Genomic DNA, 14,334 nt, shown 5'->3' with positions numbered 1-14,334 from the left:
CGAGGGCATCGACGCAATTCGGCAGACATTCCGAGCTGCCTGCATCGCAGCCCCCCTACATCGACAACGGATAACTCACGATCACACGGGTCTGGTCGAAGTCGCTGTTGAAGCTGCGACGGTTGGTGGCGTTGTTGACGCGCAAGCTGAGGTTCTTCAGCGTGCCGCTCTGGACTGTATAGCCAACCTCGGTATCGCGCTCCCACTCCTTGCCGTTAGCCCCCTGTTTGGTGGTGGCGTTGTCGCCATGACCATAGCGAACCATCGCCAGCAACCCGGGCACCCCGAGCGCGGCAAAGTTGTAGTCGTAACGCGCTTGCCAGGAGCGCTCGTCGGCATTGCTGAAGTTGCCGTTGAACATGTCGTTGCCCAGCGTGCGCCCGCTACTGCCGTACACCGACATCCAGCCGCTATCCCCGCTGACCCTCTGCAACCCCAGGTACAACGTGTGTCCGCCCGTAGCCGCCGAGAACAATCCGTACGCTGTGCGACTGCTGACCCGACCGATACGCGCGCTGCCATCGTCCTTATCAATGAAGTACCCCAGATTGGCGCCCAGCACCCAGTCACCCACCGGCTGTTTGTGCAGCAGATTGAAATAGCTCTGCTGATAAATATCCGCCAACTGCGAATGCCACGCCCCCACCTGGGTACGCTGTTCATTGAAACGGTACTCAGCCCCCGCGTAGTTGAATCGGTCCGAGGTCACACCCGGCGCAGCCCACGCCGCGAGATCCTGCATGTCCGAAGAATTGCGCAAACTCACGGCCCGGTATTGCCCTGCCTGCAGCCCCAGGCCTTCAATCTCCCTGGACACCAGCATGGCGCCACGGAAGGTCTGCGGCAGCAGTCGCCCATCGTCGTAACGCAACACCGGAACATCCGGCAGCAGTTCGCCAACCTTCATTTCCGTTTGCGAAAAACGCGCCTTGGCCGCCAGCCCTGCCCGGCCAAAGTTATCGGCCGCGCGACCATCGCTGTTCACCGGCAGCAGTTCTGAACCGCTGGCCACGCGACTGCTGTCGAGCTTGATCCCAAGCATGGCAATCCCTTCCAGGCCAAAACCCACAGGCCCTGGGGTGTAACCGGAGCTGAATTTCAGGATAAAGCCCTGCGCCCATTCATCCACCTTGCTTTTGCCTGCGCTATGGTCACGAAAATCTCGATTGAAGTAGTAGTTGCGCAACATCAAATCTGCTTTCGCACCGTCAAAAAAACCTTCACCCTCGGCCATTGCCGAGGCACAAACAGACAACGACAGCAAACCTGTAAGCATCTTCATTATTATTGTTCTCCGAATTTTGGGCGCAGCCGCTCCCCGCAGCGGACACAGCCCGACCAGACAGATAGATAGACATGGGTATGCGCCCGGCCAGGCCGGGCTTTGATCAGAAGGTTGAATCAGGCCTGCGCCAGCGCCGGTTGGGCCTGCGAAGTAGACGGCTTGAGCAGCAGCAAGCAACCGGCCGCGATCACGAAGACGATTGCAAACACGCCATACAGGTGCAGGGGCTGCCAGCCGGCATCCAGCAGAAAACCGGCCACAATGGGCGACAGGATAGCGCCGATACGACCAATGCCGATCCCCCAGCCCACGCCCGTCGCTCGTACGGATGCGTCATACACTACTGGCGACAATGCATAGAGCCCGGCAACGCAGCCGTTGGAAAACAGCCCGATCAGCAACCCAAGCCCCAACGCGGCCATGACCGAAGACCCCGAGCCGACAAACAGCACCAGCAAGCCCGCGGTAATCAGCATGAACAGCGACAATACCCGGGTCAGCGGCCAGCGCGATGACAAGCCGCCGATTAGCGCCGCGCCAAAGATCCCCCCAACGCTCAACAGCACGCCACCGGTAATGCCCTGTTGCGCCGAAAGCCCGGCCGAGACCAGCAGTTTTGGCGTCCAGCTCATCACAAAGTAAAAGCCGAACATTACCAAGAAGAACAACAGCCAGATCAGCAGCGTAGTGCGGCGCAAGGCAGGCGCCAGAAGTTTGCTCAGGCCGGTACTGTGACCCGCCGGATTCACCACTGCAGCAGGCATCTGGCTCAAGACTGGCTGCCCCAGGCGCCGGGCCAGGCTATTGATACGCTGCAAGGCCGTGGCCGGGCGGCGCGCAAGCAAAAAGTCCAGCGACTCGGGCAGCCACAACAGCACCAGCGGGATCACCGCAAAGGTCACAGCCCCGCCGAAAACAAACACCGAACGCCAGCCCCAATGGGTCAACAACCAGACTGCCAGCAACCCCCCCAGCGTTGCGCCCAGGGCATAGCCGGTGGATTGCAGACTCACTGCCAGGCCACGCCAGCGCTTGCTGGCATACTCGCTGGCAATCACGTTGCTGCTGGCCAGAATCCCGCCAATCCCCAGCCCCGTAAGCCCGCGCAGAAACGCCAACTGCACCGGTGTCTGGCTCAATGCCGAAAGCAGCATGCCCGTGCCGCTGACCGCCAGGCACAACAGGATCAATGGGCGTCGACCAATGCGATCCGCCCAGGGGGCGAGAAACAGTGAACCCGCCGCCATGCCAAACAACCCGGCACTGAGCAACATGCCGATCTGCGCTCCACTCAGGCCCCACTCGGCCGACACCGAAGCCGCCGTGAACGCCATCACCAGCACATCAAAGCCATCGATCATGTTCAAAACAATGCAGATCCCGATGGCGAGCCATTGAAATCGCACCATCGGACCGTTATCAACGCGAGCTTTCAGATTGATATCCATCATTGCACCTGCCTGTCGCAAGCAACCCGGGCAAGGCAAGCGCAAAACACGGCAGTACGCGCAGACATAAAGCGGACAGAACTGTGACAGTTCTGTGCTCTGGATAAGCCTTTCATGACGAGACCCTTTTTTGTAATTTTTATGGGCGACGGTCAGGAAGGAATCCAGCCAACGCCAGGGCGCTAGTCAACCCATTAATGGATCCACAGGCAATATGAGGGTTTGTCAGATTCTCAATAATTCGGTCCATCAGATACAGAAACCAACACATATAAATTGTTTTTATCTTTTGAATTCAATGTGTTGGCGCATCAGGACCAGCTAAACTTTAGGGTGCGATTATCGACCAATCTCGTGGCCAGAGATCTTCTCTGGCCAGAAACCCATTATTACTCACTCTAAAAACCTCTTATTGGATCCACTGAGGCCATGCGTTCCGGGTATCACTCGACAAACGCCAGCCTCGCCATTGCGCCACGGATGGAGGCAATGCGGTAGTCGGCTTCTGGCAATACATAGGCAAAAAAGAACTGCGCAGTCTGTAGTTTACTGGCCCGTACCGGGTCGCTGTCGGGCAGCAAACGGGACACACGCGCCCCTCGTACCCAGGCAAACCCCAGCAGGGCCACCCCGCACAACCGCAGAAAGTCCCCGGCAACCCGATAGGGATACTCGACGTCCTCGCCAGCGCGCTCACGAACTGCAGCCACCACCGCTTCAAGCTTGTCGCACAATCGCTCCAGCTCGGCGGCAAAACCGGCACACTCCGAGGCGTCCAGGGCCAGCGCGGACTCCTGGCGCATCACCGCCAGCAACGCGGCAAACGCCCGACCGTCATCGCCCAGCACTTTGCGCAACAGCAAGTCATTGGCCTGGATCTCGTTGCTGCCCTCATAAATCATCGCAATACGGCTGTCGCGCAGGGTTTGCTCGATAGCGAATTCGCTGACATAGCCGTAGCCGCCGAACACCTGCAAAGCGTTGCTGGCCTGGCGAAACCCCTGATCCGTGAAAAACGCCTTGATCACTGGCGTCAGCATTTCTGCCAGCTGCAGGGCGTGCTGACGGTCAGCCTGGCTCCCTAGGTGCTCTGCCTCATCGAGCAGATGCGCCACCCAATAGCCCACGGCCCGCATGCCCTCGGTACAGGCGCGCAACTCCAGCAAGGTACGACGCATGGCCGGGTGAAAATGGATCGGGTCGGCGGCGTCAGCACTGATCCCGGCAGGCCGAACCGGCGCACGCATCTGCTTGCGCTCCAGGGCATAGTCGCGAGCGTTCTGCCACGCCGCTTCGGCGTGCCCCAACCCCTGCAGCCCCACATGCAGCCGCGCCGAGTTCATCATCACGAACATCGCCGCCAAGCCTCGGTTGGCCTCACCAATCAGCCAGCCTTGTGCCTGCTCGAACACCAGCGAACAGGTCGCGCTGCCCTTGATCCCCATCTTGTGTTCGATACCGTCGCAACGCACGCTGTTGACCTGATGGTGGTCCAGCAGCTTGGGCACCAGAAACAGCGAAATGCCCCGACTGCCAGCAGGCGCACCGGGCAATCGTGCCAGCACCAGATGCAGGATATTTGCGCTCAGGTCATGATCGCCACCAGAGATAAACAGCTTGCTGCCGCTTACCCGATAACTGCCGTCGTCTTGCGGTTCGGCACGACAGCGCAGCAGGCCGACGTCGCTGCCTGCCTGCGGTTCGGTCAGGCACATGGTGGGCAAGACTTCACCGCTGACAATCTGCGGCAAATAACGCGCCTTGATCCACTGCGGGGCATGGGCCTTGAGGCACAGATAGGCACCGTGGGCGATGCCGGTGTACATGGCCCAGCCATGGTTGCTGGCATAGAGCATCTCCTGCAGCGCCGCGTCGAGTAGCTGTGGCAAGCCCTGACCGCCGTAGGCCTCATCGCAGGCCAGGGCTGACCACCCGCCTTCGGTGTAGGCAACATACGCCTCGACAAAGCCAGCTGGCGTTGTCACCCGGCCCGCTTCGAAGCTGCACCCCTGGCGGTCGCCACTGCTGTTGATCGGCGCAAGCACCTGGGAGCTGAACCGCCCGGCTTCTTCAAGCACCTGGCGGGCCAGCGCCAGATCGAGATCCTGGAATCGCTCTGTTTGTGCCCAGGCCTGCGGGGCCTCGAGCCAGTGTTCAATGACAAATTGCATGTCGCGCAGCGGTGCCTGGTATTGCCACATGGGAAAACCTCAAATCTTGGAAAAATGCGGATTCTCGATCAGTACCGCCATGCCCTGCCCACCCCCGACACACGCAGCGGCAATGCCATAACGCAGATTCTGCTCGCGCAGCTGCCGCGCCAGGGTCAGCACCAGGCGCAGGCCGGTGGCAGCCAGGGGATGCCCCAGAGCAATGGAGCCGCCACGGCAGTTGAGTTTTTGCCGGTCCAGTTCCAGTGCCTGTGCCACTGCCAGAATCTGTGCGCCCTGCGCCTCGTTGATTTCAAACAGATCAATCGCGTCCAGCGCCAAACCGCTGCGCTTGAGCAGCAACTGGATCGCAGGTACCGGGCCGATACCCATCCGTTGTGGCGCAACACCGACCACCGCCGTCGCCAGCAAATTTGCCAGGCCCGGCTGCCCCGCCGATGCACGGGCGACCAGCGCGGCAGCGGCGCCATCCACCACTGCGCAACTGTTACCCGCCGTTTGCACACCATCAGGGTGAATGGCTCCCAGCCTGGCAAGGACCACGGCGTCGGTGGCACGCGGATGACTGTCGAGGCTGACAGACTCACATCGACGCGGCAGGCTGATACCACGCGGCTGACAGCCCTCCAGTTCAAACACTTCATTGCGCAGGGTGACGATTTCATCCCCCAGCCAGCCGCTGGCCTGGGCGCGAAGTGCCTGCTGGTGACTATTGAGGGCATAGCCGTCCACTGCCTCACGGCTCAGGCCATAATCCTTGGCCAGGTTTTCCGCCGTGGCGATCATGTCCACGCCGGGAGCCGGGTCGTACAGCGCTTCCCAGAGAAAATCCTTGAACTCGACCGGCGCCCCCAGGCGGAATCCACCACGATGGGTGTAGGCGGCAATCGGGTTGCGGGACATGGACTCGGTGCCCACACACAGCGCCAGTTCCATGCCGTCATGCAACTGCCCGGCAGCCTGGCGCAACAGTTCAAACCCTGTGGCGCAAATACGCTGCACCGCCAGGGCAGGCACCTGTTGTGCCACACCGCTGTAGAGGCCGATATGACGCGGCAACATGTACGCATCAAAACTGGCCTGAGCCATTGAACCCGCCAGTACCGAGTCCACTGCCTGCCCGCCCAGCCCGGCACGGGCCAGCACTTCACGGGCGACCTTGATTCCCATATCAATCGGTGAAACCTGGGCCAATGCCCCACCCAGGTCGACCCATGGTGTACGAACCGCCTCAAGAATGGCGACATCGGTGAATGCCGAGTACTGCCCTCCAGGGCTCACGACGGCTTGCCTGCACGCAGGATCGAAGGCGCCTGCCCGCGATAAAGTGCTTCCACATGCGCCGCTCGCCATTGCAGCACTGCACGCTGATTGATCGAACCCTTGTCGGTGATTTCACCGCGATCGATCGACGCGGCCTCATCCTGCAGCGCGATCCATTCCAGGCGACTGGCATTGCCACTGGCCTGGAGATTGAGCCGCTGCAACCAGTCAGCAAACCACTGGCGTACCGGTTCACTGGCCAACACCTGCGCATCGCTGGCGTCCGCAGGCAAGCCCGACAACTGTCGGCACTCGTACAGACGGGCAAATACCAACGCACCAAGACACTCGCGATCCGGCGCTGCGATCACCAGATCCTGAACATAGGGCGAACCCTCGAGCACGGCCCGGTTTCGCAGCGGCCCCACGCTGACAAATACCCCGGAGGACAATTTGAAGTCCTCGGCCAGTCGTCCATCGAACATCAACCCCCATTGCGGGTTGCAAGGATCGGCCAGCTTGATGGCATCACCTGAGCGGTAAAAGCCTTCATCGTCAAACGCCTCGGCACTCTGCTCGGGGGCGCGCCAGTAACCGGGCATGATGTGCGGGCCGCGAAAGCGCCCCTCCAGCTTGCCGTCCACCGGCACCAGCCGGACCTCACAGCCCGGCGCCGGCAGACCGATATAACCGGCCATCGACAACGGCCCGGTGGTGAAGGTGCATGAAGGCGAAGCCTCGGTCATGCCCAGCCCGGCCATCATGGGGATGCGCTCGCCACAGTGTTGCTCGGCAACCCGGTCGAGCCGGTCCCAGATACTTTGCGAAAGGCCCGCTGCGGCGAAAAAGAACAGTTTGATGCGGGCAAAAAATCGTGCCCGCAAGTCGCTGTCAGTTTCCAGCGCAGTGACCAGCTCTTCCCAGCCCTTAGGCACGGTGAGGTAGGCAGTCGGCGAGATTTCCTTGAGATTGCGCAGGGTTTCGGCAAAGCCCTGAGCCGTTGGTTTACCGCCATCCAGGTACAGCGTACCGCCGTTGTACAGAACGATACCGAGGTTATGACTGCCGCCAAACGTATGGTTCCAGGGCAGCCAGTCCACCAGCACCGGGGGCTCTTCGGCAAATACCGGAAAGGTCTGCAACAGCATTTGCTGATTGGCACAGAGCATGCGTTGGGTGGTAATCACCGCTTTGGGCAGTTTGGTAGAGCCTGAAGTGAAGAGGAATTTGGCGATGGTGTCCGGGCCTGACGCCATGAACGCAGCCTGGGCCTCGGCGCCGCCCGCCTGCTCCAGCAAGCTGGCAAAGCTCACCTGGGGCCGCCCCGCCATCTCGCCACGTACCGCTACCAATGGCGTCCCTGCGGGCAATACTGCGTGCACGGCACGTTGATAGACCGCCGCATCACTGACAAAGATCAGGCCTGGCTGCAACAGGTCGCAGACATGGCGCAACTTGGCAAAATCCTGGGACAGCAACGAATAGGCAGGTGAAACCGGGCAGTAAGGAATACCGGCGTACATCGCCCCCAACGCCATCTGCAAATGCTCAATATCGTTGCCTGACAGGATTGCCAGCGGACGCTCTGCCCCCAGACCATACACCAGCAGGCTTTGCGCAATGGCGCGAACGTCCTCCAGCATTTGGGCATAGCTGATGCGACGCCACTCGCCATCACTGTCCCGTGCAGCGATAAAGGTGTGCTCGGGCCGGACCTGCGCCCAGTGCACCAGGCGATCAAGCAAGCGTTCGGGCATCGGCTCCAGGGTTTCCAGGGAGCGCATGTGCAAGATGCCGCCGACCTCAAGCACTTCGACCGCCGGGTGACCGATGGCCACCTCGCGATAACGTGCCGGGGACGTAGGGGACTTGGCCGGGGATTTGAATTCGATACTCACGTCATGCTCCTCCAACAAGGCATGCGCGGCCCGTCCGACACTTAAGCGGCATGGCGCAGGCATGACTCCTTATTATTGTTATGCCTTGTGCAGACAATCAGATCGGGTAGTGGCGCGGCCCGTTCTGCAAGGTGATCCAGCGCAACTGGGTGAATTGCTCGATCGACGCCTTGCCGCCAAAACTGCCGTAACCGCTGGACTTGACCCCACCAAAGGGCATTTGCGCTTCATCGTGGACCGTAGGGCCGTTGATATGGCAAATGCCCGATTCGACCCGCTGGGCCAGTGCCAGGGCACGCCCGGTGTCCCGACTGAAAATCGCCGCCGACAAACCGAACTCCGAATCGTTGGCCAGACTCAGCAAGGCCTCATCGCCGTCCCCGCGCAGTAGCACGGCAACCGGGCCAAAAGACTCTTCGCGGTACAGGCGCATACTCGGGGTCACACCATCGAGCAACGTTGGTTGCATGATGCTGTCTTCGACCTGACCACCCACCACCAGCCGCGCGCCTTTACCGACCGCATCGTCGATCAGCGCCTTGATCCGCACACCGGCGCTGGCGTCCACCAGCGAACCGAGTACCGAGTCGTCCGCCTGGGGATGACCGGCGCGCAAGGTGGCAATCTTGGCTGCCAGCTTGTCGATAAAGGCATCCGCCACCTTGCTGTCCACGATCAGCCTCTCGGTGGACATGCAGATCTGGCCCTGATTGAAGTAAGCGCCAAAGGCTGCGGCGTCGACTGCGGCGTCAAGGTCAGCGTCATCCAGTACCAGAAACGGCGCCTTGCCCCCCAGCTCAAGAAGGGCCGGCTTGAGGTGACGGGCTGCCAGCTCGGCAACAATGCGCCCCACGTGGGTTGAGCCGGTAAAGTTGACCCGACGCACCGCCGGATTGGCGATCAGTCGCTCTACAATCGCGGGCGCATCTACCGGAGCATTGCTGATCACGTTGACCACGCCATCGCCCAGTCCCGCGTCCTGCAATACCTGGCCAATCAGCCGGTGAACTGCCGGGCTCAGCTCGGAAGCCTTGAGCACCACGGTGTTGCCGCACGCCAGCGGCATGGCCAGAGCACGGGTTGCCAGAATCACCGGGGCATTCCAGGGCGCGATGCCCAGGATGACGCCACAGGGTTGGCGCAAGGCCATCGCAAAACTGCCGGGCACATCGGAGGGGATTACTTCGCCGTTGATCTGGGTGGTCATGGAGGCGGCCTCACGAAGCATGCCGGCCGCCAGCTTGACGTTGAACCCGTACCAGTTGGCCATAGCCCCGGTTTCACCCGCTGCCTCGATAAACTCGCTCGCCCGTGCCTGCATCAACTCGGCAGCAGCGAGCAACCGGGTACGCCGTTCATTGGGCGCCAACGCGGCCCACACGGGAAAAGCAGCCTGAGCCGCGGCAACTGCGGCATCGGCATCTTCCAGGGTGGCGGCGGCCACGCGTGACACCACCTCACCCGTCACCGGGTTGCAGCGTTCGAACGTTCGACCATCACGGGCCGGGCACGACTTTCCGCCAATGAGCAGGGGCACGTCCAACATGGTGATTCCTCTTTATTGTCGTTATCGGGAATTCATTTACAGGGTGCGCCCGGCGCACCCTGAACAGCGAGATTAGCGCTTGTAGGCTTGCAGGCCTGGCTTGATGCTCTTGTCATCGAGGAACTGCTTCATGCCCTGCTCACGCCCGCCTTCGGTATCCAGCAGTCGCGACTGGTCGAGCTTGGCGTACAGATAATCTTCGTTCTGCTCCCAGGTCAGTTCGCGGCAACGCTTGAAGCCATGCTTGGCCGCACGCAGTACAACCGGGTTTTTCTCCAGCAGATTGCGCGCCAGCTCAATGGTGACTTCACGCAACTGCGCCAGCGGTACGCTCTCATTGACCAGGCCCATCTCGGCGGCTTTACGCCCGTCGAAGGTCTTGCCGGTCATGATGTAGTACAGCGACTGGCGATGGCCTACGGTGTCTGCCATAGCCTTGCTGACCAGGTTGCCCGGTGGAATGCCCCAGTTGATTTCCGACAGGCCGAACGTTGCCTCGTCAGCGCAGATGGCCAGGTCGCACGCCACCAGCGGGCTGAAACCACCACCAAAGCACCAGCCATTGACCATGGCAATCGTTGGCTTGGCGTACATGCGCAGCAACTTCCATTGCCACTGCGACGCTTCACGGCGGATTTTCTCCTGAAGAATCTCGGGACCGGCGTCCACTTCGCGAAAGTACTCCTTCAAGTCCATGCCCGCCGTCCAGGCATCGCCCGCGCCGGTCAACACCAAAACACCCGCCTGCGGGTCCTGCTCGAGGGTTTCCAGCACGTCGATCATTTCACGGTTCAGGGTCGGGCTCATGGCATTGCGTTTTTCCGGACGATTGAGTATCACCCAGGCGATGCTGTCTTCGATTTCGACTTTGACGGTTTTCCAGCGGCCTTCGTATTGGCTCATAGCGATTGCTCTCTTGTTGTTCGCTTGAAGATGAGTGAAAACTAACCGGCATAATTAGTTATGTCAATTAACCATTAATTAAATTAACCAATTTTTTTTGCGGCAAACGCTCGTAAAATAACGCAGCGATGGCTATCAACCAGCAACCGCGGCAAACTAGATACGTTTATTAACTTCATTCGAGCAAGGACCCCTCTATTTATGGCCAAGCCAGCCACCCCTGTCGTCGCCCAAGAGGCCATGCCTGAAAGCCCGGACGTACAGGCTCCTCTGGACACCGCGCTGGACGAACTGATCGGCTATGCCATGCGCCGCGCCCAGCTCAAGCTTTTCCAGAACCTGATCAGCCGGCTGTCGACCCACGACCTGCGTCCGGCGCAGTTTTCGGCAATGGCGATCATTGACCAGCATCCCGGGCTGATGCAGGCGGACCTGGCCCGGGCGCTGGCGATTGAGCCCCCGCAAGTGGTGCCATTGTTGAACAAGCTGGAGAGTCGGGCGTTGGCGGTACGGGTTCGTTGCAAACCCGACAAACGCTCCTACGGCATATTCCTGAGCAAGACCGGCGAAGCCCTGCTCAAAGAGCTTAAGGCTATTGCTGCGCAAAGCGACATCGACGCGACCTCGGCGCTGGATAGCGCCGAGCGTGAAGAACTGCTGCGCCTGCTGAAAAAGGTGTATCAGGAATAGCCCAGCGCTGTAGCTACCAAATCCGCAACATGCGCAGTGCCTGATCAATAGTGAAAGCTGATTTCACGACTGCTGCGCAGCCGAACGCAGCCTCGCACGGCTCGGCAGCTGCTACGATTTTCACAACTCATGCCACTGCGTAGCAGTTGACGAGTAGAACGAGGCTACGTTCGAGCGTGAAGCGGTCGCAAAACCGCAACACGCGCAGGGCCTCGCACGGCTCTCCAGCAAATAGACAATTGGCCCTACCAGATCGGCAAGGTATAGATGGCCAGGAAGCGGGTCTGGTTTTCGTCGCGAAAGGCCGCACCTGCCGGGAAGTCATTGCGGTAAATAGACTTCCTCGCCAAAAGGCCCAGGTTTTTCAGCGGCCCGCTCTGTATCACGTACCCCAGCTCCATCTGAAACTCGCGCTCCTTGCGATCATCCGCATTCAAGGACACCAGTTCGATATTGTCACCGCGCACATAACGCAACCGCCCTTTCAATCCCACTACCCCCACCGCCGTGAAGTCGTAGTCGTAAATGGCCTGCCAGGTGCGCTCCTTGGCATTGAGAAAATCCGAACTCATGGTCATTTCGCTCATGCCCATCAACTCTGTACCCGAGATGTAAGGCGTCGCCGTATCACCGCTGGAATGCATGTAGCCCACACTTAAACGATGCCCTCCCAGCCGATACCCCAACAGCGCCGATGCGTTGATGTTGTCGACCTTGCCTGCTTTGGCACTGCCCGCCTCGTCACTGAAAAAACTGCGCAGGTCGGTGGTCAGCACGCCATCACCCAGGGGCAGATCGTGCAGCAATGCCAGGGTGCTTTGCTTGTACAAATCCGCCACCTCGACATGGTAGGCGCGCACGCTCAGGTTCTTGTTGACCTGATAATCACCACCGCCGTAAGCCAGGTGCGAGGTTTCAGCCGAGCCCTTGAATCGGCCATTGGGCGACGCGATAGTCATGGCCTGGTAGTTGGTGGAGTCACGTTTGTTGATCGCGTCGATATATCCGGTGTTGAAGTTCAGGCCGTCAATTTCTTTGGAGCTGACGGTGGTCCCGCGAAAGGTCTGGGGCAACAGCCGCGACGGGCTGGCAAAGGCAAACGGCAGAAAAATCGACACATCACCGGTCCTGAGCGTGGTCTGGCTATAACGCAGCTTGCCGGTGAAGGCCAGTCGCGAGTACTCATCCGCAGCCTGTTTGTCACTATCGACCGGCAGCAGTTCGGTGCCGCTGCGGTCAGGCGAAGAGTCCAGCTTGACCCCCAGCAGACCACGCACATCCAGCCCGAAACCGACCGTGCCCTCGGTAAAGCCCGACTCCATGTTGGCAATGAAGCCTTGGGCCCATTCCCGCGCTGCGGTCTTGGCGCCATCGTCCTTGTAATCACGGTCCATGTAGTAGTTGCGCAAGGTCAGGGTGGCGTGACTGTCTTCGATAAATCCCTGGGCCCAAACAGGGGTACTGAGCAGGCACAGGGCAATGCACGAAAGCGGGAACAAGCGCAGGGCGCCTTGGTTGAGCGTATGCATATTGAATGTCCATTTATTGTTGTTTTTGACAGAACCAGAACGCTCTCATGGCGTTTCCTGGGCCAGAGAATGGAAACAAGTCAAAGCAACGTCAATCTTAAATGATCGATAATCGAACATTATGTTTCTTATCTATTTTTGATAATTACAGGCACGCACTGGCTAAAAGCCTGTTTTAAACACGTTTAAGCTGATTTTTTAGCAAATACCTTCGCAGCTTCTTTTTTTAGTTATCTTTGTTAATCTTTATTTGGCTCGCTGAAAGCCCCCCTACAAAAACAATAACGAGGTTCGTCCATGAACACTCCACAGCATCGTTCGACGCTGACAATCGCTTTGTGCTTTATCGTTGCGCTTATCGAAGGGTTTGACCTGCAAGCCGCGGGCACTGCCGCCGCCGGCCTGCGTCAAACCTTTGACCTGGACCCGAAAATGATGGGCTGGGTGTTCAGTGTCGGGATCATCGGCCTGCTGCCCGGTGCATTCTTCGGCGGCTGGATTGCCGATCGAGTCGGCCGTAAAAAGATCCTCATCGGCGCGGTCATCCTGTTTGGCGTCTTCTCCCTGCTGACCGCCTATGTAGACAGCTACTACCACTTGCTGCTGGTGCGATTCATGACCGGCCTTGGTCTGGGAGCTGCCTTGCCCAACCTGATCGCCCTATGTGCTGAAGCGGTAGACGAACGCCGTCGTGGCACAGCGATCAGCATCATGTATTGCGGCGTGCCACTGGGTGGCGCAATGGCAGCCGTAGTGGCGATGTTCTCCCATGACCACTGGCAAACCACCTTTATCATCGGCGGGCTAGCCCCGTTGCTTGTCGTGCCGCTGATGATCATCCTGCTGCCCGAGTCCCGGGTTTTCCGCCAGGACGCCAGCCAGGCTTTGCGCGTGTCTACGGGTCAGGCACTGTTTGGTGAAGGTCGTGGCCGTTCGACCCTGGCGTTGTGGCTCAGTTACTTCTTTACCCTGACCGTGATGTACATGTTGCTGAACTGGCTGCCCACACTGCTGCTGGCCCAGGGTTTCACCAAGCCGCAAGCGGGCATGGTGCAAATGCTGTTCAACATAGGCGGTGCTTTGGGCTCCTTGCTCGGTGGCCTGCTGCTGGACCGCTGCAACCCGATCAAGGTGGTTCTGGGCGTCTATGCCGGGCTACTCGCATCACTGGCCGGGATCGGCTTTTCGGTAGGGATTGTGCCCGTGGCCACTGCAGGCTTTGCCGTGGGCCTGTTTGTAATGGCGGCGCAGTTGGTGCTCTATGCAATGGCTCCGCCGCTGTATCCGACAGCCGTACGGGCAACCGGCGTCGGCGCTGCAGTCGCTATCGGGCGCCTGGGTTCGGTTGCAGGTCCCTTGGCAGCAGGTCAGATCCTCGCCGCCGGGGCCGGAACGACCGGGGTGCTGCTGGCGACTTCACCGGGACTGGTCATTGCGGCATTGGCGGTCATCACGGTGATTACCCGTGCCAATCAAAGTGCAAGCCTGAAACCGGGACTTTGTGGCCGCTGACAAGTAACTCCAGGCTGCACTCTATGGCCTGGAGCATCTCGACAGCGTGTTTGTTCAGGTTCTGCTGATCTCAGGATTCAAAGGTTTGA

At 59.8% G+C, this 14,334-nt stretch carries 10 protein-coding genes; 2 read left to right on the top strand and 8 right to left on the bottom strand.

All coding sequences use genetic code 11. The features are described from left to right. Nucleotides 1-55: 55 nt before the first annotated feature. The 7 genes from HBN79_RS02745 to HBN79_RS02715 form a co-directional block, all read right to left on the bottom strand. On the bottom strand, nucleotides 56-1,282 hold the full coding sequence (locus HBN79_RS02745; RefSeq protein ID WP_095000371.1) for an OprD family porin: 1,227 nt from the start codon (nucleotides 1,280-1,282) through the stop codon (nucleotides 56-58). Between the two features lie 119 nt (nucleotides 1,283-1,401). Then, a complete protein-coding gene (locus HBN79_RS02740; RefSeq protein WP_169916215.1) occupies nucleotides 1,402-2,733 on the bottom strand; it encodes an MFS transporter in 1,332 nt (443 codons plus the stop codon). A 443-nt stretch (nucleotides 2,734-3,176) separates the two neighbouring features. Further along, on the bottom strand, nucleotides 3,177-4,934 hold the full coding sequence (locus HBN79_RS02735; RefSeq protein WP_095020012.1) for an acyl-CoA dehydrogenase: 1,758 nt from the start codon (nucleotides 4,932-4,934) through the stop codon (nucleotides 3,177-3,179). Between the two features lie 9 nt (nucleotides 4,935-4,943). After that, nucleotides 4,944-6,185 (bottom strand): thiolase family protein, encoded by a 1,242-nt coding sequence (locus HBN79_RS02730; RefSeq protein WP_130871543.1) that lies wholly within the window; start codon nucleotides 6,183-6,185, stop codon nucleotides 4,944-4,946. Next, complete coding sequence (locus HBN79_RS02725; protein WP_346010135.1) at nucleotides 6,182-8,065, bottom strand: feruloyl-CoA synthase; 1,884 nt, start codon at nucleotides 8,063-8,065, stop codon at nucleotides 6,182-6,184. The genes HBN79_RS02730 and HBN79_RS02725 overlap by 4 nt, the downstream gene beginning before the upstream one ends. Nucleotides 8,066-8,162: 97 nt before the next feature. After that, nucleotides 8,163-9,611 (bottom strand): aldehyde dehydrogenase, encoded by a 1,449-nt coding sequence (locus tag HBN79_RS02720; RefSeq protein ID WP_130871544.1) that lies wholly within the window; start codon nucleotides 9,609-9,611, stop codon nucleotides 8,163-8,165. A gap of 72 nt (nucleotides 9,612-9,683) precedes the next feature. After that, nucleotides 9,684-10,514 carry a p-hydroxycinnamoyl CoA hydratase/lyase gene (locus HBN79_RS02715; RefSeq protein ID WP_019822412.1) on the bottom strand — a complete coding sequence of 277 codons (831 nt, stop codon included), beginning with the start codon at nucleotides 10,512-10,514 and terminating at the stop codon, nucleotides 9,684-9,686. Nucleotides 10,515-10,715: 201 nt separating this feature from the next. On the opposite strand from HBN79_RS02715, the gene HBN79_RS02710 reads away from it, so the two are divergent. Continuing rightward, complete coding sequence (locus HBN79_RS02710) at nucleotides 10,716-11,204, top strand: MarR family transcriptional regulator (RefSeq protein ID WP_095000376.1); 489 nt, start codon at nucleotides 10,716-10,718, stop codon at nucleotides 11,202-11,204. 245 nt (nucleotides 11,205-11,449) lie between these two features. Here the strand turns inward: HBN79_RS02710 and HBN79_RS02705 are convergent, their stop codons facing one another. Next, nucleotides 11,450-12,733 carry an OprD family porin gene (locus tag HBN79_RS02705; RefSeq protein WP_095024733.1) on the bottom strand — a complete coding sequence of 428 codons (1,284 nt, stop codon included), beginning with the start codon at nucleotides 12,731-12,733 and terminating at the stop codon, nucleotides 11,450-11,452. A gap of 297 nt (nucleotides 12,734-13,030) precedes the next feature. On the opposite strand from HBN79_RS02705, the gene mhpT reads away from it, so the two are divergent. Beyond that, a complete protein-coding gene (gene mhpT, locus HBN79_RS02700; RefSeq protein ID WP_095000378.1) occupies nucleotides 13,031-14,245 on the top strand; it encodes a 3-(3-hydroxy-phenyl)propionate transporter MhpT in 1,215 nt (404 codons plus the stop codon). Nucleotides 14,246-14,334: the final 89 nt, after the last annotated feature.

The organism is Pseudomonas sp. WS 5051 (genome assembly GCF_012985715.1).
Taxonomy (GTDB): domain Bacteria; phylum Pseudomonadota; class Gammaproteobacteria; order Pseudomonadales; family Pseudomonadaceae; genus Aquipseudomonas; species Aquipseudomonas bubulae.
Note: the sequence above shows the minus strand (reverse complement) of the source record. Positions and strands in the feature narration are given on the sequence as shown.

What these genes read in the sequence shown, in the direction of transcription:
- HBN79_RS02745 (WP_095000371.1), bottom strand. Translation starts at nt 1,282, where the DNA reads ATGAAGATGCTTACAGGTTTGCTGTCGTTGTCTGTTTGTGCCTCGGCA.
- HBN79_RS02740 (WP_169916215.1), bottom strand. Translation starts at nt 2,733, where the DNA reads ATGGATATCAATCTGAAAGCTCGCGTTGATAACGGTCCGATGGTGCGA.
- HBN79_RS02735 (WP_095020012.1), bottom strand. Translation starts at nt 4,934, where the DNA reads ATGTGGCAATACCAGGCACCGCTGCGCGACATGCAATTTGTCATTGAA.
- HBN79_RS02720 (WP_130871544.1), bottom strand. Translation starts at nt 9,611, where the DNA reads ATGTTGGACGTGCCCCTGCTCATTGGCGGAAAGTCGTGCCCGGCCCGT.
- HBN79_RS02715 (WP_019822412.1), bottom strand. Translation starts at nt 10,514, where the DNA reads ATGAGCCAATACGAAGGCCGCTGGAAAACCGTCAAAGTCGAAATCGAA.
- HBN79_RS02710 (WP_095000376.1), top strand. Translation starts at nt 10,716, where the DNA reads ATGGCCAAGCCAGCCACCCCTGTCGTCGCCCAAGAGGCCATGCCTGAA.
- HBN79_RS02705 (WP_095024733.1), bottom strand. Translation starts at nt 12,733, where the DNA reads ATGCATACGCTCAACCAAGGCGCCCTGCGCTTGTTCCCGCTTTCGTGC.
- mhpT (WP_095000378.1), top strand. Translation starts at nt 13,031, where the DNA reads ATGAACACTCCACAGCATCGTTCGACGCTGACAATCGCTTTGTGCTTT.